General features: G+C 39.8%; 17 protein-coding genes. 5 read left to right on the top strand and 12 right to left on the bottom strand.

The features are described 5' to 3' along the window. Positions 1-276: 276 nt before the first annotated feature. Complete coding sequence (eptB, locus tag BTA34_RS00865; protein WP_151434122.1) at positions 277-1,968, top strand: kdo(2)-lipid A phosphoethanolamine 7''-transferase; 1,692 nt, start codon at positions 277-279, stop codon at positions 1,966-1,968. Positions 1,969-2,061: 93 nt separating this feature from the next. Here eptB and BTA34_RS00860 read toward each other — a convergent pair whose 3' ends face one another. Both BTA34_RS00860 and ycaC read right to left on the bottom strand, forming a co-directional pair. Next, on the bottom strand, positions 2,062-3,258 hold the full coding sequence (locus BTA34_RS00860; RefSeq protein ID WP_109374300.1) for a lactate oxidase: 1,197 nt from the start codon (positions 3,256-3,258) through the stop codon (positions 2,062-2,064). Between the two features lie 121 nt (positions 3,259-3,379). Beyond that, positions 3,380-4,003 carry an isochorismate family cysteine hydrolase YcaC gene (gene ycaC / locus BTA34_RS00855; protein WP_109397726.1) on the bottom strand — a complete coding sequence of 208 codons (624 nt, stop codon included), beginning with the start codon at positions 4,001-4,003 and terminating at the stop codon, positions 3,380-3,382. A 202-nt stretch (positions 4,004-4,205) separates the two neighbouring features. Here ycaC and BTA34_RS18245 point away from each other — a divergent pair, with 202 nt between their 5' ends. Further along, complete coding sequence (locus BTA34_RS18245; RefSeq protein WP_265576141.1) at positions 4,206-4,355, top strand: hypothetical protein; 150 nt, start codon at positions 4,206-4,208, stop codon at positions 4,353-4,355. A gap of 45 nt (positions 4,356-4,400) precedes the next feature. Here BTA34_RS18245 and narI read toward each other — a convergent pair whose 3' ends face one another. The 5 genes from narI to BTA34_RS00830 are packed head-to-tail and all read right to left on the bottom strand — an operon-like array spanning position 4,401 to position 12,561. Then, positions 4,401-5,078, bottom strand: a complete 678-nt coding sequence (gene narI, locus BTA34_RS00850) for a respiratory nitrate reductase subunit gamma (protein ID WP_151434121.1) — start codon at positions 5,076-5,078, stop codon at positions 4,401-4,403. After that, the gene (gene narJ, locus BTA34_RS00845) at positions 5,075-5,800 is read right to left on the bottom strand and encodes a nitrate reductase molybdenum cofactor assembly chaperone (protein ID WP_265576140.1); all 726 of its coding nucleotides are present in this window, start codon (positions 5,798-5,800) and stop codon (positions 5,075-5,077) included. The genes narI and narJ overlap by 4 nt, the downstream gene beginning before the upstream one ends. Then, positions 5,800-7,353, bottom strand: coding sequence for a nitrate reductase subunit beta (gene narH / locus BTA34_RS00840; RefSeq protein WP_088493882.1), 1,554 nt, complete (start codon positions 7,351-7,353; stop codon positions 5,800-5,802). The genes narJ and narH overlap by 1 nt, the downstream gene beginning before the upstream one ends. Next, complete coding sequence (locus tag BTA34_RS00835; RefSeq protein ID WP_151434119.1) at positions 7,353-11,114, bottom strand: nitrate reductase subunit alpha; 3,762 nt, start codon at positions 11,112-11,114, stop codon at positions 7,353-7,355. Before BTA34_RS00835 ends, narH begins: the two co-directional genes overlap by 1 nt. A gap of 52 nt (positions 11,115-11,166) precedes the next feature. After that, on the bottom strand, positions 11,167-12,561 hold the full coding sequence (locus BTA34_RS00830) for a NarK family nitrate/nitrite MFS transporter (protein ID WP_151434118.1): 1,395 nt from the start codon (positions 12,559-12,561) through the stop codon (positions 11,167-11,169). 297 nt (positions 12,562-12,858) lie between these two features. Between BTA34_RS00830 and narX the strand changes: the two genes are divergently transcribed. Continuing rightward, positions 12,859-14,664, top strand: coding sequence for a nitrate/nitrite two-component system sensor histidine kinase NarX (narX, locus tag BTA34_RS00825; RefSeq protein WP_151434117.1), 1,806 nt, complete (start codon positions 12,859-12,861; stop codon positions 14,662-14,664). A gap of 25 nt (positions 14,665-14,689) precedes the next feature. Beyond that, on the top strand, positions 14,690-15,343 hold the full coding sequence (gene narL / locus BTA34_RS00820) for a two-component system response regulator NarL (protein ID WP_151436709.1): 654 nt from the start codon (positions 14,690-14,692) through the stop codon (positions 15,341-15,343). On the opposite strand, the gene BTA34_RS00815 is transcribed toward narL, so the two are convergent. Continuing rightward, on the bottom strand, positions 15,340-16,242 hold the full coding sequence (locus BTA34_RS00815) for a LysR family transcriptional regulator (protein ID WP_151434116.1): 903 nt from the start codon (positions 16,240-16,242) through the stop codon (positions 15,340-15,342). The two genes, narL and BTA34_RS00815, sit on opposite strands and share 4 nt — an antisense overlap. Positions 16,243-16,352: 110 nt before the next feature. Between BTA34_RS00815 and BTA34_RS00810 the strand changes: the two genes are divergently transcribed. Next, a complete protein-coding gene (locus BTA34_RS00810; protein ID WP_151434115.1) occupies positions 16,353-16,793 on the top strand; it encodes a PACE efflux transporter in 441 nt (146 codons plus the stop codon). A gap of 38 nt (positions 16,794-16,831) precedes the next feature. On the opposite strand, the gene BTA34_RS00805 is transcribed toward BTA34_RS00810, so the two are convergent. From BTA34_RS00805 to BTA34_RS00790, 4 genes are all read right to left on the bottom strand, one after another. Further along, positions 16,832-17,062: a hypothetical protein gene (locus BTA34_RS00805; protein ID WP_151434114.1), complete on the bottom strand. Its 231-nt coding sequence runs from the start codon at positions 17,060-17,062 to the stop codon at positions 16,832-16,834. 104 nt (positions 17,063-17,166) lie between these two features. Beyond that, positions 17,167-17,964, bottom strand: a complete 798-nt coding sequence (locus tag BTA34_RS00800; protein WP_151434113.1) for a sulfite exporter TauE/SafE family protein — start codon at positions 17,962-17,964, stop codon at positions 17,167-17,169. A 182-nt stretch (positions 17,965-18,146) separates the two neighbouring features. Next, complete coding sequence (locus BTA34_RS00795) at positions 18,147-19,898, bottom strand: acetyl/propionyl/methylcrotonyl-CoA carboxylase subunit alpha (protein ID WP_151434112.1); 1,752 nt, start codon at positions 19,896-19,898, stop codon at positions 18,147-18,149. A 16-nt stretch (positions 19,899-19,914) separates the two neighbouring features. Continuing rightward, positions 19,915-21,492 carry an urea amidolyase family protein gene (locus tag BTA34_RS00790; protein ID WP_151434111.1) on the bottom strand — a complete coding sequence of 526 codons (1,578 nt, stop codon included), beginning with the start codon at positions 21,490-21,492 and terminating at the stop codon, positions 19,915-19,917. Positions 21,493-21,506: the final 14 nt, after the last annotated feature.

Raw genomic sequence — 21,506 nt, 5'->3', positions numbered from 1 at the left:
ACGTAATAGTACTTATTTATCTGCGGAATTAAAATAATAAATACGCTTTCTTATCTGCCTTTATCGGGATCTTGCCGTATATAATGATGACAACCTTCTAATATCTCTATCAATATTCCTATCTACTAAAACTATTTAAAATTAATAATTTTGATATTAATGTAATTCAAATAAAAATTTTTAAACTTCAATAAAAAAAAGAACATAATACTGAACCTGGAAACAACTTCACGGTCTTAAAGACCTCTACACCCTATAAATTGATAATAACTGAACATGCAAAAATTAAAGTTTTTACGTTTTTCTAAAGAGAACATTGCCCTTTTTTTAGCTGTCTACCTTGGTTTCTTTCTTAATCTTTCCGTTTACATTGGCCGATACGGCACACAAAATACAAACAACCCCCTCATTGATGCATTATATATTCTAGGTGAAATTGCCGTTAACATTGCCTTTACCTTCTTTCTTTTACGACTACTCTCTTTTTTCGGCTCTCTATTCTTTAAAATCGTCGCCTCTTTTATTCTTGTCGTGAGTGTTTGTGCTAGTTACTATATTTCTTTTTATGATGTCGTTATTGGATATGGCATTATCATTTCAACACTAACCACGGATACGGATTTATCTAAAGAGCTGGTTAGCCCAAATGTCATTATTTGGATTATTGGCTTATCTATTTTGCCATTGGCTCTTATTTGGCTATGCAAAAAACCAGAGAAAAATCTAACTACACAGCAAAAGAAAAAAATCTGGATAAAAAATACCGCCAAAATGCTTGTGATTGCACTGGCTGTTTTTGCCTATTTAAAAACGCTTGATTCAAAACAAAAAGCCTATGAAATAAAAAATAACTTAGATCTGCCAAGTTATAGTGGTGGCTTAAGTTATGCGTATTTACCTACAAATTGGATTATCCCATTATTTCAATATGCAATAACGCAGTATGACGATACGTTTAATAACCAAAATATTTTTAATCCTGCTGATCACTTCACTTATGAGCCTTCAAAGGCAAATGAAGATGTGTATGTTGTTTTTATTATTGGTGAAACAGCAAGATGGGATCATATGGGATTGTTAGGCTATGAACGTCAAACAAATCCGCTATTAAGCCAAGAGAAAAATCTGGTTGCCTTTAAAGGTATTTCTTGTGATACCGCAACAAAGCTCTCTTTAAAATGTATGTTCGTACGAGAAAACGGAACAGAAAGTAACGATCAGCGGACATTAAAAGAGAACAATATTTTTTCAGTATTAAGCCAATTAGGTATGTCATCAGAATTGTTCTCAATGCAAAGCGAACTGTGGTTTTACAATAAGCTTGATTTAAATAACTACGCAATGAAAGAGATGATGACGGCAAAAAATAGCAACTTTGGTAAAGAACTTGATGACACCTTATTAATTGCTGAAACCGCGAATGCAGTTGCCCAACATCCAAAGGGAAATCATTTAGTGATTTTACATACTAAAGGCTCTCATTTTATGTACTCACAGCGTTACCCTGAATCATTCAAAAAATATCAACCTGAATGTTTAAATGTGGATGATGAGTGTACTAAAGAGCAGTTAGTGAATGCTTATGATAACTCTATTCTTTATACCGACTATTTTATTGATGGTATACTCGACACATTACGCGATAAAAAAGCCATTGTGTTTTATACCTCCGATCACGGTGAATCTATTTCAGAAAAAGGTGGCTTACACGGCACACCAAAAGAAATCGCTCCACCGGAACAATTTAGAGTCCCTTTCTTAGTGTGGATGTCAGATAGCTATTTGGCAGAGCCTCAAAATAAACAGTTATTTGATAACCTAAAACGTAATCAAGATGCACAGCGCACGTTCTATCACCATAATATTTTTGATTCAATGTTAGGTTGCTTGGGTTATTCATCACCTGATGGTGGCATTAATAATCAAAATAACCTCTGTTTTGGTGATACACCATCAACCCAAGAATAATTTTTTAAACTAACAATATTCTTTTAAGTTGATAGAAAAAACCCACGTTCAATATTGAGCGTGGGTTTTATTACTTTTAACTTTATAAACTAATTATTGATTAAAACTTGCATCGGTATAAAGTGGAGTGGCTTGAATATCTTTTACTGTTTTGGCGCCACCTAACATCATATTAATTTTTAATTCTTTATTTAAATGTTGGATAACTGAATTAACACCTTCAGCACCACCTAAATTTAATCCATAAAGAATTGGGCGACCAACAGCGACAACATCTGCACCACTGGCTAATGCTTTAAAGACATGTGAACCACGACGCACACCACTGTCAAACACAATAGGTACACGTTTATTTACCACTTTAGCAATTGCAGGTAACACATCAATCGTTGCTGGTGCGCTATCTAATTGACGACCACCGTGATTAGAAACCCAAATCGCATCTGCACCCGCTTTAATTGCAGTATCTGCATCTTCAGGTGATTCGATACCTTTTACAATCACAGGTAAACCAGACATCTTTTTCACATACTGAATATCTGCGGGTGTAAATGCTTGTTTAGCTTGAGCATAAATTTCACTAATACCCGCACCTTTACCTGTTTTAGATTTATCATCACTGATTTTTGCAAACGCTTCTAAGTTGGCAAAACCTAATGGAAATTGGAAATTATTTTTCACATCATCTTCACGATAACCACCCACTGAAGAGTCGATAGTCATAATGATACCTTTAGCGCCATACTGTTTTGCTTGAGATAAAATATACTCATTAAAGGCATCATTTTTACTCATGTATAACTGAAAGAAGAATGGGTAACCGGGTTGGGCATCCGCCACTTCTTTAATGGTTTTATTACCATAAGTGCTTAATGAAAAAATAGAGCCGGCTTTCGCCATACCTTTTGCTGTGGCAACTTCGCCTTGTTGATGTGCAAGCCCTTGAGCTGCCATCGGTGCCTGAATAATAGGCGTATCTAATTTAATACCCAAAAATTCTGTTTTTAAATCTAAGTCAGAAAATTCGATGCCTTGTAATGAACGAGGCATAATATATTTTTTATCAAATGCACTTGTATTAGAACGTAAGTTATTTTCATCTTCAGCACCACCGCGAATATAACCGAAGGCACCTTTTTCCATATTTGCTTGAACTTGAGCTTCCATTGCTTTTAGGTTTACTATTTTAATTGGACCTTCAGCAGTACTTGCTTTATATTCAGCGGCCTGTGCAACACCTACACTTAATGCCATAGCAATAGCGGTAGCTTTTAATATTTGACGTTTCATTTCTATTCCATTTTTAATTAAGGGCTTATATCTATAATTTAATAAAATTAAAGTTCAATTAAATTATATTTTCCAAAAAATAATATAAGCCCTATTTTTAGGTAAAGCTTAAATTAACCGCTTACTTTTTTGTTAAAGTATTATAGCTTGTCATAAGATTACGATAGTCTGGAATATGATTAGCAAACAGTGTGCCTAATCCTTCGATATCATTACGCCAGTCACGGTGTAATTCACAAGCTAAACCAAACCAGTTAATTAATTGCGCCCCTGCTTTTGACATTCTATCCCACGCAGAGTCACGAGAAATGGCATTGAAAGTGCCTGAAGCATCAGTAACAACAAAGACTTCAAAACCTTCCTCAAGTGCTGATAATGCTGGGAATGCAACACAAACTTCAGTCACAACACCCGCAATAATCAGTTGTTTTTTACCCGTTGCTTTAACGGCTTTGACGAAGTCTTCATTATCCCACGCATTGATTTGACCTGGGCGAGCGATATAAGGAGCATCTGGGAACATTTCAACGAGCTGAGGCATTAGAGGACCATTAGGACCATCCTCAAAAGAAGTCGTTAAAATGGTAGGTAAATTAAAGTATTTAGCGGCATTGGCTAATGCTAATACATTATTATTGAATTTATCAGGCTCGATATCTCTGACTAAAGAGAGTAATCCAGCTTGATGGTCTACCAACAAAACAGCGGCATTATTTTTATCAATACGATGATATTTAAAGCTCATAATAATCTCCGATAGTATAATAGAGGTAAGACTCAATTAAATCATAGCACCAAATTTACATGTCAATATTCAGATTAATTTAAATTTGAGTTTATTTATAATAAACAATAAATTATAAATCTTTATTTTTAATTAAATATCACGATATTTAATTAACTATTTATTGCTTTATATAAATTCATTTCGTTGAAAAGAATTATAAGTGCAACCATTCTTAAATGAATCTAAAGATTATTGTTTTAACCATTCAAAAATTTTGTATGAAGTTTTAGGGCAGGAAAAAGTTTTAGAGCAGGAAAAAGTTTTAGAGCAGGAAAAAAATAAAAAACCCCCGCGGGCGGGGGTGAGATAAGCGCATTAAAAGGTCTCTAATTTACTATCAGGAGATGGGTATTCATTAATGACGATTACGCACAATTTGATAGCGACGAGTTAAATACTCAACTGGCACGCTCCAAATATGAACTAATCGACAGAATGGGAACAATAAGAAAATCGTCATACCTAAGAAAATGTGCAATTTAAACACCAATGCAACACCTTCAAGATGAGCAGAAGCACCACCGTGGAAGGTCACAATAGATTGCGCCCAAGCCACCAGCTTCATCATTTCGCTCCCATCCATATGTTGTGCTGAGAATGGAATTGTCAGTAAACCTAACGCGACTTGAATAACCAAAAGCGTTAAGATCATGATGTCACCAAATGAAGATGTGGCCCTAACGCGTGGATTGGTTAAACGACGTTTTAATAACATCACGCCCCCCACCAGCATTAACACACCACAACTACCACCACCAACCATTGCCATAATTTGTTTATATTCAATTGGCAGGAAAGATTCATACATCCAATGTGGTGTTAGCATTCCCAGAAAATGACCAGCAAAAATACCGAGGATCCCAACATGAAATAAGTTAGAAGCCAATCGCATATTTTTCTTGTCTAACATCTGGCTAGAGCCGGCACGCCATGTATATTGACCATAGTCATAGCGTAACCAGCTACCGATAATAAAAACGGCACCCGCAATATAGGGATAGATATCAAAAAATAACATATTGATGTAATTCATTTTTGTGCTCCCGTATCCAACGAATTCCCCACGTTGAGATATTGAACTGTCGTCTCTTGTGCAAAACGGCGCTGATGTTGGCTGATTTTGCCACTGCCACATTGCGTACCTTCTCCAAGAAACGTCACTTGTTCTTCTTCCCACACAGCATCTAATGCAGCCGGTGTATCATCTAAAGGCTCTTTTTCTACTTGATCCGTCAGTTGTGATGCTTCTAATCCACTTTGTGAAAGGCAAAGCAACACATCAAAGAGAGCATGATAGTCACTGCCTCGCTGTTTTAAACGCTCACCTAGTAACGCCAAAATAGGCGCAATATTGTTTAGCCCTTCAATACACTCGGTTGTCGGTAAAAGCGTTAGGTACTCAAGGTAAGTCGGCAAATAGTCAGGAAGTTCACGGCTATTTAATGTGATCCCTGCTTGTTGATATTGATTGAGCAGATCAACCATTGCCTGACCACGATCGCGAGATTCACCATGAACGTGTTCAAATAACAGCAGTGATCGCGCCCGACCTCTATCAAAAAGCTCGCTGTAATTGGCTTGCGCATCTAATAACTCTTGTTGCGTTAAGGCATGAATAAATGCCATTAATTTGGCAACTTGAGTCACAGGAAGCTCCTCAGCTTCCTGTAATGCATCGATAAGTTCGCCTCGGTTATCCCACAATTCTTGTGTGGGATAATCTAAGAGATGTGAAATAACTTTCAGAGAGATCATTATATTTTCTCCTCTGATCGGCGTTCGTCTTGAGGTGTTCTTGATGTGATATCAATCGCATCAATACGATGACTATTAAACAAATTAAATTTGCTATCACTGCCATGACAACCATCACCAAAGCTAAAACCACAACCATTACGTTCTGGGAAAGCTTCTCTTGCAAGTTCACGATGGCTTGATGGAATAACAAAGCGATCTTCATAATTTGCGATAGCCAGATAACGATACATTTCTTGAGCCTGTGCTTCTGTCAAACCGACTTGCTCTAATGCACTTAAGTCCGTTTTCCCTTCTACCGTTTCAGCACGTTTATAATGACGCATCGCTAGCATACGTTTTAATGCTAATAACACAGGCGCAGTATCACCCGCGGTCAGCAAGTTAGCTAAATACTGCACAGGAATACGTAAGCTTTCTACATCAGGTAGAACGCCTGTATGTGGTAACACACCCGCATCAGCAGCAGACTGAATTGGTGACAAAGGTGGTACATACCAAACCATTGGTAAGGTGCGATATTCAGGGTGCAGTGGTAATGCCAGCTTCCAATCTACCGCCATTTTGTAAACAGGCGAACGCTGTGCTGCATCAATCACACTTAATGGAATACCTTGCTCTTCAGCCGCTTTGATCACTTCAGGATCAAAGGGATCTAAGAAGATATCTAATTGGCTTTGGTATAAATCCTTTTCATTATCCGCACTGGCAGCTTGTGAGATTTTATCTGCGTCATACAGCATCACACCCAGATAACGAATACGTCCGACACAAGTTTCTGAGCACAGTGTTGGCTGACCAGCTTCAATACGTGGATAACAGAAAATACATTTTTCTGACTTACCACTTTTCCAGTTGAAGTAGATTTTTTTGTATGGGCATCCAGTTAAACACATGCGCCATCCACGGCATTTATCTTGGTCGATAAGCACAATGCCATCTTCAGCACGTTTATAAATCGCACCACTTGGACATGTCGCAACACAAGCAGGATTTAAGCAGTGTTCACATAAACGCGGTAAATACATCATGAATGTATTTTCAAACTGCCCATACATCTCTTTTTGCATATTGGCGAAGTTTTTATCCGCAGCGCGTTTACTAAATTCGCCCCCTAAATCATCTTCCCAGTTTGGACCTTTTTCGATTTTGGTCATGCGCTGACCGGTGATCAGCGAACGAGGACGAGCCGTCGGTAAGGAGCCTTCTGGCGCATTTTTTAAATGCTCATAGTCATAATCAAATGGCTCATAGTAGTCATCTAATGCGGGAACATCTGGGTTGGCAAAAATTTTAGATAATAGACCAACACGGTTGCCCATTCTTGGTACTAATTTACCTTTGATATTTTTGATCCAGCCACCTTTCCACTTCTCTTGGTCTTCCCAATTTTGGGGATACCCTGTACCCGGCTTGGTTTCAACGTTATTGAACCATGCGTATTCAACACCTTCGCGACTGGTCCAAACATTTTTACAGGTTACTGAACAGGTATGGCAACCGATACATTTGTCGAGGTTCAGTACCATACCGACTTGTGAACGAATTTTCATTATGCCTTCTCCTGTCCATTCAGGGTCTGTTGATAAGCATCACCTTCACCATCAAGCCAATCAATCTGTTTCATTTTACGCACCACAACAAACTCATCACGGTTAGAACCCACAGTGCCGTAATAGTTAAAGCTATAAGCCAACTGAGCATATCCACCAATCATATGAGTTGGTTTAGGACAAACACGCGTCACAGAGTTGTGAATACCGCCACGCATTCCTGTTATTTCAGATCCTGGCAGGTTTATTTGGCGTTCTTGTGCGTGATACATATAAATCATGCCATCAGGAATACGTTGGCTGACAATCGCTCTGGCGGTTAATGCACCGTTACTGTTATAAGCTTCAACCCAATCGTTATCACGAATTCCCATCTCTTTAGCATCATCTTCACTCAGCCAAACCACAGGGCCACCACGACCGAGCGTTAACATCAGTAAGTTATCGCTATACGTTGAGTGAATACCCCATTTTTGGTGAGGCGTTAGGAAGTTCAGCGCTTTTTCAGGGAAACCATTTGGTTTTTTACCTTTAACCGCATCAATCGCCTTAGTATCAATTGGTGGACGATAAACCACTAAACTTTCACCATAAGCACGCATCCACTCGTGATCTTGATACAACTGCTGACGACCACTTAAAGTACGCCAAGGGATCATCTCGTGAACGTTGGTATAACAGGCGTTATAAGAGACATGCTCATCTTCAAGACCAGACCATGTAGGGCTTGAAATGATCTTACGAGGTTGAGCAACGATATCGCGGAAACGAATTTTCTCGTCTTCTTTGACTTTAGCTAAATGAGTGTGATCGCGTCCTGTCACTTTACTGAGTGCATCCCACGCTTTTACCGCCACCTGACCGTTAGTTTCAGGGGCTAAAGAGAGGATAACTTCGGCTGCATCAATCGCGGTTTCAATCGCTGGACGCCCTTTTGCTGCACCATCATGACGGACACGGTTGAGTTTCTTCAGGAAATCGACCTCTGCCTGTGTATTCCAACTGATCCCTTTACCGCCATTTCCTAACTTATCTAACAGAGGACCTAAAGAGGTAAAGCGGGCATAAGTATTAGGATAATCACGCTCAACAGGAATAAGATGCGGTGCTGTTTTACCCGGAATAAGATCACATTCACCTTTTTTCCAATCTTTCACATCAAAAGGCTGTGCCATTTCAGCGGCAGAGTCATGCTGAATCGGTAATGTCACTAAATCGGTTTCAACCCCTAAATGACCTACACACAATTTAGAGAAGGTTTTAGCGATACCTTTATAAATTTCCCAGTCTGTTTTAGATTCCCAAGCAGGATCAACCGCAGCTGTTAATGGATGAATAAATGGATGCATATCCGAGGTATTCATATCATCTTTTTCATACCATGTTGCGGTTGGTAAAACGATATCTGAGAAGAGACAGGTACTTGACATACGGAAGTCTAAAGTCACCACTAAATCAACTTTACCTTCACCGCCTTTATCTTGCCATTCCACTTCTTGTGGCTTAACTTGGCCTTGTTCGCCTAAATCTTTACCTTGTAATCCATTTTCAGTTCCCAGCAAGTATTTCAGTAAATACTCATGCCCTTTACCCGCCGAACCTAACAAGTTAGAACGCCAGATAAATAAATTACGTGGGAAATTTTGTGGGTTATCAGGTTGTTCTGAAGCAAAGCGGATTTCACCTGATTTCAATGCATTAACGGTGTAATCCGCGGCACTCACGCCCGCTTCCTGCGCTTTTTTCGCAATAGACAGCGGGTTTAAGTTTAATTGAGGCGCGGAAGGTAACCAGCCCATACGTTCTGAGCGTACGTTCATATCGACCAAACTACCGCTAAAGCGAGATTTATCCGCTAATGGTGATAACAACTCTGTTGGTGATACGGTTTCATAACGCCACTGACTTGAGTGGTTATAGAAAAATGACGTACTATTCATATGACGAGGTGGACGCTGCCAGTCAAGACCAAAGGCTAATGGTAACCAACCGGTTTGTGGACGCAGTTTTTCTTGTCCAACATAGTGCGCCCAACCGCCACCACTTTGACCAACGCAACCACAGAAAATCAGCATATTGATAATGCCACGATACGTCATATCCATGTGATACCAGTGGTTAATACCCGCTCCCACAATCACCATTGAACGACCATGTGTTTTTTCTGCGTTATCCGCAAATTCACGCGCTATACGAGTGATATCTTGGCGACTTACGCCTGTGACTTTTTCAGCCCATGCAGGTGAGTATGCTTTGATTTCATCGTAGTTTGACGCACAGTTTTCATCATTTAAACCGCGATCAACCCCGTAGTTGGCTAACAATAAGTCATAGACTGTTGTGATGTATTTCTCTTCACCATTAGCAAGTGTAATGCGTTTAACGGGTAGCTTGTGAACAAGCACATCATCAAGCGCAACACCTTCAAAATATTCGCTTTTAATGCCACCGAAATAAGGGAATGCGACATCAACAACATCATCATGATTATCTAAAAGACCTAATTGCAATGTGACATTTTCGCCACTTTTGCCATCTTTAGGCTCTAGGTTCCATTTAGCCACGCCTTCCCAACGAAAGCCCATCGAGCCTTGAGGCGCAACCAATTGTTGGGTTTGCTCATCAATTGCAATAGTTTTCCACTCTGGATTTTTCTCTTGATCCAGATTGTTCACTAAATCAGAAGCACGCAACATACGACCTGCAACTAGCTTGCCTGAGTCGTGTTTATCTAGCATCACCAACATTGGCATATCAGTGTAAGTGCGCACATAGTTGCGGAAATATTCTGTTTGGCGTTTAACGTGGAATTCGCTAAGAATAACGTGTCCCATCGCCATTGCCATGGCGCTGTCTGTACCTTGTTTTGGGTTTAACCATTGGTCACAGAGCTTTGCAATTTCAGCGTAATCTGGCGTTACGGCAACAGTTTTAGTGCCTTTATAACGAACTTCGGTAAAGAAGTGCGCATCAGGAGTACGGGTTTGAGGTACGTTAGAACCCCACGCAATCAGATAAGAAGAGTTATACCAGTCTGCTGATTCAGGTACGTCTGTTTGCTCACCCCAAGTCATTGGAGATGCAGGTGGTAAGTCACAATACCAATCGTAGAAACTTAAACATGCGCCACCGATAAGCGATAAATAACGCGCGCCTGCCGCATATGACACCATCGACATAGCAGGAATTGGTGAGAAGCCGATAATACGATCAGGGCCAAACTCTTTTGCTGTAAACACGTTCGAAGCTGCAATGATTTCATTCACTTCTGACCATGAAGATCGGACAAAACCCCCACGCCCACGCGCTTGCTTATAGCTTTTGGTTTTTTCTGGCGCGTTAACAATAGAAGCCCATGCATCAACGGGATCGCTATGTTGTGCTTTGGCTTCACGCCATAATTTAATGAGGCGTTTACGTACCATTGGGTATTTAACGCGGTTCGCACTATATAAATACCATGAATAACTTGCACCACGAGGGCAACCACGAGGCTCGTGATCTGGTAAATCAGGACGTGTACGCGGGTAGTCTGTTTGTTGGGTTTCCCATGTCACTAACCCATTTTTAACGTAAATTTTCCAGCTACAAGAGCCAGTACAGTTTACGCCGTGAGTAGAACGAACAATTTTGTCGTGCTGCCAGCGACTGCGATAACCATCTTCCCAATCGCGGTTAACATTTAGCTCTTGGCCATGATCCTTTGAAAAGGTATCACCAAGTTGTTTGAAATAGCGGAATCTATCGAGAAACTTACTCATCAGATACTCTCCCAATGCGCGCGAGCGCTCTCACATTGCGTATAATTCGTCATTATTGTTTATTGTGTTTACGTCCATAGACCAACCAAGTGATCAAGACGCAGGCGATATAAAATAGAACAAAGATTTTCATGGCACCGGCAGGAGAGCCAGTCATAGCCAGTGATGTACCAAAGGCTTTAGGAATAAAGAAACCACCAATTGCACCGATGGCAGAGATAAAGCCAAGTGCTGCGGCACTTTCTGTTACCGCTTCTTTTTGAGCCGCTTCATCGGTGGCACCTTGAGCTTTCATGCGATCAACAGTGACTTTTCTAAACACCACGGCAATCATTTGGAATGTAGAACCACTGCCTAAACCCGCGGTTAAAAACAGCACCATAAAGACACCGTAGAAGGCGATAAACGAACCACCAGCACCGTTTTCAGGTAGCGTTAAAAAGAGTAATGCAGAGAATATTGCCATGAGGATAAAGTTAATCAGCGTAACTCGAATGCCACCAAATTTATCAGAAAGCGCACCACCGACAGGACGTGCTAAAGCCCCTAATAAAGGTCCAAAGAAGGCATAATGCAGAATAACGATATCTGGGAATTGGGTTTTTGATAACATTGCAAAACCCGCAGAGAAACCAATAAATGAACCAAAAGAACACAGATATAAAATACTTAATAGCCAGAGGTGACCCCGTTTTAATACGGGTAATTGCTGGCTTAACGAGGCTTTATTCGCGGCAAGATCATTCATGCCAAACCAAGCAGCAAAGGTAAAAAACAATAAGAAAGGCACCCAAACCCATGCCGCATTTTCTAACCATAAGTGCGAACCATCAGGTTGAACAACACCGGGACCACTAAACATTGCAAAAACACCCACACCAATAACTAATGGGGCGATTAATTGCATAACGCTTACGCCAAGATTACCTAACCCACCATTTAATCCTAATGCACCGCCTTGACGTGCTTTAGGGAAGAAAAAGCTGATATTTGCCATACTGGAAGCAAAATTTGCACCTGCGAAACCACATAGCAGTGAAATCACAATAAAGGTTGAGTAAGTCGTTGTGGTATCTTGCACTGCAAAGCCAAGCCAAATACAAGGGATGATGAGGAATACGGTGCTGATTGCAGTCCAGCGACGACCACCAAAGATTGGAATAACAAATGAATAAGGAACGCGCAAAATAGCACCAGAAACAGAAGGCAGCGCAGTCAGCATAAATAGCTGATCTGTGGTAAAGTTAAAGCCGACTTTGTTCAAATTTACTGCAACTGCACTAAAAAGCATCCATACGCAGAATGATAAGAGTAAACAAGGAACAGAAATCCATAAATTGCGTGAAGCGATCTTTTGACCAGTTTTTTCCCAAAAAGCTTTATCTTCAGGATGCCAATCTTCGATCACCCCTTTTCTCATTTTTTTTGGGTGTTGAGTGAGTGCCATAACAACCTCGATTAACGGTTAGATTGGCACCTTTTTACGATTAGAATTGTTAATTAGTCATGATCTGCATCAAGCAAAGATTTGTTTGATTTTTAAGCTAAAGTTGTTATTTATACCTAAGTATTAATAGGGTTACTATTAATTTTTCATTTTAAATTAATAAGTTAAATTAAGATTATTGTAATTTACAAGTGAAATTATCCCTGTCAGATATTTAGGAGTAACACTTTAGTAGTATATGACATTTGATGCCTTTTTAAGGCAAGATAGCGCCTGAATAAATTTGGAAAAATAACGATGAGCACTCATAAAATCCAATGGCATTACCGTTTTTCAATTATTAATCAAATCGCAATATTAATGTTACTTTTCACCCTATTGGGTGTGGTGGGGATGGCGATTTCTAACCACATTATTCTAAGTGTGCAAGGTAATGCCCATGCGATTAATAAATCAGGCTCTTTGCGTATGCAAAGCTATCGCTTGCTATCTGCTTTACCGCTAGATGAACAACATCGTTATTATCTTCACGAATTAGAAACCGACTTAGACAGTGGTGAATTACTTCAAGTCTTAAGCAATGAATCGCTACAATCACAATATGCTCAACTAAATACTTACTGGAAAGAGACTTTAAAACCAACATTGCTCTATGCAAAACAACGGGATGATGCAAAAGAAGAAGTTATCTTTTTTGTTTCACAGCTAGATAAATTAGTATTAAGTATCGACCAGCTAACAGAGCAAAAAATCAGGCTGGTGGCTTATACCCAGCTTATTTTCACTGCGCTGACACTGTTATTGCTGTTTGGCTCTGTTTGGCATTTCCGTCGCCGTTTATTACATCCTTGGCAACAACTTATGGCGATGGCTAATTCGATTGGTCATGGTAATTTTTCAGCACGTTTCCACCAGCGTACACACCATGATGAAATTGCCACATTGGGTATTGCACTCAATACCATGTCAGAAGAGCTTTCTACGCTGTATAGCGAGTTAGAAAAAAGAGTGGTCGAAAAAACGCACGACTTACAACAGAAAAATAAAGTGCTCTCTTACCTCTATCATTCAAGCCAACAATTACACTCCTCTGCACCTCTTTGCGCTCGATTAAGACAGATATTATTTGAACTTCAACAAATTATTCCTGATAGCTATTTGCAAATACGTTTATATGAAGATAATCATCACACACTATTTAATGAAATTAGCCTAGCACCACAATCGCGCCCTCATCACTGTCCTGATCAGCAATGTGAGCGTTGTGAAGATAATCCACCAATTAATACACCGCTAAATAATGAATTATTACATTGGGAATTAGCCGATCAAATTCATCGTTATGGATTATTTGTTATACAGTTACCTGAAAACACCGAGTTAACCGATGAACAAAATAATTTAATGATCTTACTGACAAAACAAATTTCAGCCATGCTGGCAATGGAACAACAAAACGAACAACAACAACAGCTTTTATTAATGGATGAACGTTCGGCAATTGCCCGTGAGTTACATGACTCCATTGCACAATCACTTTCTTGTTTAAAAATGCAAGTCAGCTATTTGCAAATGCAGTCAGAAACCTTACCCAATAATTGCCAAAAACTACTCAAAGAAATGAGAGAGGAGCTTAATGTTGCTTATCGCCAACTAAGAGAATTATTAACCACATTTCGTTTAAAACTTACGGAGCCAGGCTTATTAGCCGCATTAGAAAGTACGCTGAACGAATTTAATCAGCGCCTTGGTTTTACGATTAATTTTGACTACCAACTCCCTGCAAAATGCGTAAATTCGCATCAAAGTATTCATGTCGTTCAAATTGTACGTGAAGCATTAAATAATATTTTGCAACATGCCAATGCCAATTGGGCAGAGGTCTCTTTATCGCTTGATAATGGCATGGTTGAACTCAAAATTAATGATAATGGTGAAGGCATTAGCCCAGAGCCTGAAAAACTAAATCATTATGGTCTTATTATTATGCGTGAACGCGCAAATAGCTTAAATGGTTCTTATACTATAAAAGTACGCGAACAGGGCGGTACTCAAGTATTTGTTAAATTTCCATTAATAACTACTCATAAAGACCCTATCTAAATTGGAGCAAGTCGTAATGAATAATATGGGATCACCCACAGAAAAAGCGACAATTTTACTCATTGATGATCACCCGATGCTACGCAATGGTGTAAAACAACTTTTAAGTCTTGATACAACACTCACTGTCGTTGGGGAAGCGGGAGATGGTATTCAAGGTGTGAAACTAGCTGAAGAGCTAGATCCTGACTTAATCTTACTCGATCTGAATATGCCAGGAATGAATGGTTTTGAAACACTTGATCAACTGCGATTAAAGTCGTTATCAGGTCGGATCGTTGTTTTCAGCGTATCAAATTATAGTGATGATTTAGTCACTGCGCTAAAACGTGGTGCCGATGGCTATCTTTTAAAAGATATGGAGCCTGAAGAATTACTTGCGTCTCTAAAACAGGCGGCTGCCGGAAAAATGGTTGTCAGCCCTGCATTAACCCCGATTTTAGCTGAATCATTACGTGAAGATCGTTCTGAAGGTGAGCGTGATATTGAACAACTCACCCCGCGTGAACGCGATATTTTAAAGCTGATCGCGCAAGGGTTATCAAATAAAATGATCGCACGTAAGCTTGATATCACAGAAAGTACGGTCAAAGTGCATGTAAAACATCTGCTGAAAAAGATGAAGCTGAAATCTCGTGTTGAAGTCGCTGTTTGGGTTCATCAACAACGTGTCGATTAATTAAAGTTAGGTACAACGGGCTGGTGAGTGCTCATCAGCTCCACTAGCTCTTTTGCCCCCTTTTGTAACGACTCCCCTTTTAGCCACATGGCATGAATAGGCAATCGTAACTCATTTTTGGTATTCTTAAACTGAAGCTGTTTTAATTTACCTTTTTGCAATTGAGTATAAATCAGCGAATACGGTAAATTTCCCCATCCCATTCCCGCTTCAACCATACCCAAAGCCATTTGAAAACTGTCAGTTTGCCAATAATTTGTCGCGACTAATGAGCGTACATCTCTAAGCTCTTTGGTGTGACTTGCGATCATTATTTGGCGCACATTAACGAGATCTTCAATAAATACGCCAGATGGATGTGCTAATGCAATATGACTTGCAGATATTGTTGCTACCAATGACTCAGAGCCAAGATATTGAAATTGTTCATCACCATTCACATACAAGCCCCCATAAACGAGGCTTAATTGAATTTTATGCGAATGCAACATCTCAATAATGTCATCTTGCGCCGCGGTTATCACATTCACATTAAGTAATGGATAACGTTGCGTTAATTCAGATAATGCAGGTAATAAATAATCAGGATTAATATCAGCCGCAACACCAATATTTAAGACACTTTCAAGATCCATCGAAAGCTCTTGTGCATGCACTTGCAATAATTTTAATTGCTCGGCGATCATTCTGGCATGAGGTTCCAGTGCTTTGGCTTTTTCAGTTGGCTGAGGCTCGCGTGATGAACGCTCAAACAGCGCATAACCTAATTCAGCTTCCATATTAGCAATCGCCATACTGACGGCTGATGGAACGCGTTTTAATGAACGTGCAGCAGCAGAGAAAGATCCCTTATCCATCACGGCTAAAAATATCGCAATATGTTCACTTGAGAACTGCATGTTCACTCCTGATGTTTCAATCAAATTGATACTAGCTAACTTTTTCTATCATTCTTACTGATTTATCTTACGATGCTTAACGACACAGATCCACAGAAAAAGAGAACGCAATGCAAGGTATCAAACGAAAAATTGTCTACGTGACAGCTTATGAAATTTTTGGCTGGATTATTTCGTCAGTCGGGCTTGCCCTTTTAGCTGATAGCTCAACTGCAGTAACTGGTCCACTAGCGCTTGCGATCACAACAATCGCGGTAAGTTGGAATTTTATTTATAACTGCATATTTGAATTTTGGGAGAGCCGACAAGTTTCAAGGATCAGAACTTTTAGACGCCGTTTAGTACATGCGATTGGATTTCAGCTAACACTAGTGCTCTATTTAATTCCATTAATAGCATGGTGGTTGAATGTTTCGTTATGGCAAGCGTTAGTTATGGATTTTGCACTGATCATCATCATCCCTTGTTATACCTTCGTTTATAACTGGATATTTGACAAAGTGTTTGGCTTACCAAAATCGGCATTACCAGAGAATGCACCCGCTGCCTAAGCGACAAATTAAGTAAGGAGAGTGATCCCAATAACGGATCACTCTTTAATAGGATAAATATCTTCTAACGCGAATTGCTCAATACCGCCTTCTAACTCACAACGACCTAAACCAATATTTTTATCATCCGCTGTCGTTCTTCTTAGTAATTTACCTGTTACTTGAGAAAGCGTTGGATCAATTTCAATCACACGGTAATACTCTTTCATATAGCTCTCTTCACCCAGCGCCATATAAACTAAAAATTCATCACCTATTTTAATGTTCATCTCGTTTTTACTTACTCTTAGTAGTTAATCTAATGATGATAGAATAAGTTTAGTCTAACTAAAGGTAATAAGAGAAAGGTTGACTCACTCGATATTACATTAAGTTAATTTATTAATTTCCAACTCATCATAATGATGCTGATCAGAATAAAAGACAGTGTTAAATATTGGAAAAAACGCTCTGATAAATACACAAGTAAATAGCGTGCTAATGGAATGGAGAGTAAGGAGCCTAAGCAAAGAATAAGTGCCGTGTGAACATCGGTATAACCACCAGCACTATAAGCGATAGCTGATCCACCAGAAAGGATCGTGGTAATAAAAATAGATGTGCCAATCGCTTCTTTTATTCCCATTTGTGCAAAGCGCATTAATACTGGTAATACGACTAATCCCCCTCCAACGCCAGTTGCACCCAGTACAAATCCAGCACTGACTCCCGGTACAAATAAAGAAGAAAAAGTGACGGATGAAGGAGGTGGCAAAACAATTAAAGGATCTGAGATTGCTGTTCTTCTTATCATTCTCTGTAAAAATAAGATCAATGAAAATACGATAGCCACAATCATTAAAATATTAATACCAGATTCAACACGATCATAATATTGAGGTTGTGATCCCAGCCATGTCACGCCATAACTCGCCAAGAATGTTGCCGGAAACATGATCCCCAAAATTAATAGTGCGGGTTTTAATGGAATATTGCCTAAACGAAAATGGATATAAGAAGATGAGAGCTTCATTAGCATAGAAAGTAAATTTGCTGTCGCAACTGCCGCGAGTGCATTCATACCAAAAAGATAAATAAGAACTGGCAATAAAATAACACCACCGCCAACACCCGTTGTTGTAATAACTAACCCTATCGTAGCGCCAATAAGCAGTTGTGTTACAAGCAACATCTTATTTCCTTTTTGCTCAAAATTTCACAAGCTTCGATTATAGGCAAAATAACTTATAACCAAAAGGAATTAGATATAACAAATAGGAATATAAATACCGTTATTATAAAAAAGCTCCTTAATATTAGGTTAATTCATATTAAAGAGCGAATGCTGAAAAAAATATTTTATTGATTAATCAGTTAGTTAATTTCAGCCAAAATGGTTTCTGCTGAAAAATAATCACCTGTTTTTGCTTTTTGCAGTAACACACCATTACGAGAAGCCACAACCTGAACTTCCATTTTCATGGCTTCCATAATAGCAATAACATCACCTTCTTTGACTTTGTCGCCATCAGATAAAACCCAGCTATGCAATACGCCAGAAATGGGTGCAGTAACGGCTTTTTCATTCTCTTTTTTCTCATGTTCATGGCTCGCACCAATGGCTGTTGGTATTACCGCAGAGAGAGAAAGTAATTGAGCTGGTAAGGCTAATTCGTGACGACGACCATCAATTTCAATAAAAGTACGCACAAGTTCTTCATTTTTTGCTGATGTACTACGAGGGAAATGGGTATTTTTTGCTTGAAAATCAGTTTCAATCCAACGGGTATGTACGCTGAAATCTTCAGTAAAATCGGTATGTTCCATCATTTCACAATGGAAAGGCAATACGCTTGCCACACCTTCAATTTTAAACTCAGATAACGCTCGACGAGCACGAGAAATAGCTTGTTCACGCGTTGCCCCAGTGACAATTAATTTCGCCATCATGGAATCAAATTGACGTGAAACATGATTATTTTCAGCAACCCCACTATCTACACGAACACCTGGACCTGAAGGCTGAGAGAAGTGTGTAATTAAACCTGGTGTAGGTAAAAAGCCTTTGGCGGGATCTTCTGCATTGATCCTAAATTCAAAAGAGTGACCGTGCGGAACAGGCGTTTTATCAATACTTAGAGGTAAACCTTCCGCAATACGTAACTGCTCAATCACTAAATCGATACCTGCGGTTTCTTCGGTAACTGGGTGCTCTACTTGTAAACGCGTATTTACTTCAAGAAAGGAGATAGTGCCGTTGGCACTTAATAAAAACTCGACCGTACCCGCACCTACATAGCCCGCTTTAGCACAAATATCTTTAGCTGACTGATGAATACGTTGACGTTGTTCATCCGTTAAATAAGGCGCGGGTGCTTCTTCAATTAACTTCTGATTACGACGCTGTAATGAACAGTCTCGCGTTCCTACAACCACAACATTACCCAGTTTATCGGCAATAATTTGTGCTTCAATATGGCGAGGTTTATCAAGGAATTGCTCGACATAACATTCGCCACGTCCAAAGGCTGTTACTGCTTCTCGCACAGCAGAATGATACAGCTCTTCAATCTCTTCCATTTTATGAGCTATCTTTAATCCCCGACCACCACCACCAAAAGCGGCTTTAATTGCGACAGGTAAACCATATTGTTTAGCAAAATCTAGAACCTCTTTGGCATCATTAACCGGATCAGCAGTACCATTTACAAGAGGAGCACCAACAGATTGTGCAATTTTACGGGCTTTAACTTTGTCGCCAAGCACTTCAATCGTTTCTGGATTAGGTCCAATCCAAATAAATCCTGCGTCTTGTACCGCTTTTGCAAAATCAGCTCGCTCAGAAAGAAAACCGTAACCGGGATGGATCATCGTGGCATTGGCTTTATGAGCAATATCAATAATTTTATTAATATCTAGATAGCTCTCTTTCGGCAAATTACCATTAAGCCCATAAGCTTCATCAGCAAGACGAACGTGCAGTGCATCAATATCATCATTGGCATAAATAGCGATGGAAGTCGCACCATAGTCCTGACAAGCACGAATGATACGAACTGCAATTTCGCCTCGGTTGGCAATCAGTACTCTATGCTTCACTCGTTGTTTTTGGTTAATTGTTGTCATGAGTGGCATTCTCCTATCAATATTCTTGAAACTCGGTAATTGGATTAAAACGAATTTTAGCGTTAACAGGGATCTGCCCTGCGAGAGGTAAGTGATATTCCGCAACAGCACCGATAACAGGGTATCCCCCTGTTAAAGGGTGATCGTTAAGAAACAAAACAGGTTGCCCATTAATCGGAACTTGTATTGCTCCAATGCAAGTGCCTTCACTTGATAACTCTTGTTGTTGCTCTCGTGCAAGAGGTGTTTCACCCAATAAACGTAAACCAATACGATTCGACTGTGGTGTCACTTGCCATAATTGAGACGTTAACGTTTTGATAGCGTCCGTTGTAAACCAGTCTGTACGAGGACCTAGAACAACATCCAGTGTTACAATATCATCTTGTTTTGGCAGTGTTGATGTAGGTTGTTCCTCAGTAATAATCCCATTTAGCGTACTTTCGTGATTAAGATGAAGCACGTCACCTTCTTGTAAAGCATTAGGACCAATTTGCGCTAAAGTATCAAACGCATGACTACCTAAAACCATTGGTAATTCAAATCCACCTCTAACGGCTAGATAGCTACGTACACCCGCTTTTGGCATACCTAAAATAATTTCATCGCCACAACGAATATCTATAGGTTGATAACCAGATAGGGATTCATTCTTACCCGATTCATGTTTTAGCGTAATAGAACAATCTGCCCCTGTTAAAGCAATCACGCAGTCTTGTCGTGCTTTAAGCGCCAATCCACCTTGCGTTATTTCAAGTGCCACAAATGAGATAGGATTACCCACTAGGCGATTAGCTGCATGTAAGGCGGGTTTATCGAGTGCGCCAGACGCTGAAACCCCCATTGATGCCGCACCAATACGTCCTTCATCTTGAAATAAAGTCTGTAGCCCCGCTGAAATAACATATAAACCTTTATCATTTAACGAGAGCGGAGAAGCGACTGCTGATTTTTTCTCAGGTAATGAGACTGTCATTGGAGCTTTTTGAGCATCAACAAAATGCACTTCATTACCCGGTAATAGAAAGGCGGGTTGTTCACGAGAAAGATCCCACATTTTTATTTCTGTGGTGCCAATAAGTTGCCAACCACCGGGGCTTTGTTGCGGGTAAATCCCACTAAACTCGCCAGCTAATCCGACTGAACCTGCTGGAATGCGTGTACGAGGTGTTTTACGACGAGGCACATAGAGCTGGGTTTCATCTGCAATCAAATAGGCAAAACCTGGCGCAAAACCGGTGAATGCGACTTGATAGGTTTGTTCTGTGTGTCTGCGGATCACCTCACTGGTTGCGATCCCTAATAATTCAGCAACCTCATTAAGATCTTCACCTTGATAATGAACAGGGATCGTTAATGATTGTGTTTGACGAGCTGATACCGCTTTAACTTCTAATTGTCGGATCTGACACACAAGTTCTTCAGCTGTGATTAGCCACGGCGTATAGTGAATTAAGAGTGTTTTCGCTGCGGGAACAATATCTTCAATAGCAGCAATATCCGCTTGTTTAATGGATTCATACAATGCAAGCGTCTCTTTTAAAGAGGATAGCTCGACAAGTACATGAGATAAGTTAACGGGTAAAAAGCGCAAAGTATCTTCCTCCC

Source organism: Proteus sp. CD3, from assembly GCF_008808075.1.
Classification (GTDB): domain Bacteria; phylum Pseudomonadota; class Gammaproteobacteria; order Enterobacterales; family Enterobacteriaceae; genus Proteus; species Proteus appendicitidis.
This window is presented reverse-complemented; position numbering and strand designations above follow the sequence as displayed.

Coding starts and splice junctions, on each gene's coding strand:
- narL (WP_151436709.1), top strand. CDS start 14,690: ATGGGATCACCCACAGAAAAAGCGACAATTTTACTCATTGATGATCAC.
- BTA34_RS00805 (WP_151434114.1), bottom strand. CDS start 17,062: ATGAACATTAAAATAGGTGATGAATTTTTAGTTTATATGGCGCTGGGT.
- narJ (WP_265576140.1), bottom strand. CDS start 5,800: ATGATCTCTCTGAAAGTTATTTCACATCTCTTAGATTATCCCACACAA.
- BTA34_RS00815 (WP_151434116.1), bottom strand. CDS start 16,242: ATGCAGTTCTCAAGTGAACATATTGCGATATTTTTAGCCGTGATGGAT.
- BTA34_RS00860 (WP_109374300.1), bottom strand. CDS start 3,258: ATGAAACGTCAAATATTAAAAGCTACCGCTATTGCTATGGCATTAAGT.
- BTA34_RS00800 (WP_151434113.1), bottom strand. CDS start 17,964: ATGTTGCTTGTAACACAACTGCTTATTGGCGCTACGATAGGGTTAGTT.
- BTA34_RS00795 (WP_151434112.1), bottom strand. CDS start 19,898: ATGACAACAATTAACCAAAAACAACGAGTGAAGCATAGAGTACTGATT.
- ycaC (WP_109397726.1), bottom strand. CDS start 4,003: ATGAGCTTTAAATATCATCGTATTGATAAAAATAATGCCGCTGTTTTG.
- eptB (WP_151434122.1), top strand. CDS start 277: ATGCAAAAATTAAAGTTTTTACGTTTTTCTAAAGAGAACATTGCCCTT.
- BTA34_RS00830 (WP_151434118.1), bottom strand. CDS start 12,561: ATGGCACTCACTCAACACCCAAAAAAAATGAGAAAAGGGGTGATCGAA.
- narI (WP_151434121.1), bottom strand. CDS start 5,078: ATGAATTACATCAATATGTTATTTTTTGATATCTATCCCTATATTGCG.
- narX (WP_151434117.1), top strand. CDS start 12,859: ATGAGCACTCATAAAATCCAATGGCATTACCGTTTTTCAATTATTAAT.
- BTA34_RS00835 (WP_151434119.1), bottom strand. CDS start 11,114: ATGAGTAAGTTTCTCGATAGATTCCGCTATTTCAAACAACTTGGTGAT.
- BTA34_RS00810 (WP_151434115.1), top strand. CDS start 16,353: ATGCAAGGTATCAAACGAAAAATTGTCTACGTGACAGCTTATGAAATT.
- narH (WP_088493882.1), bottom strand. CDS start 7,353: ATGAAAATTCGTTCACAAGTCGGTATGGTACTGAACCTCGACAAATGT.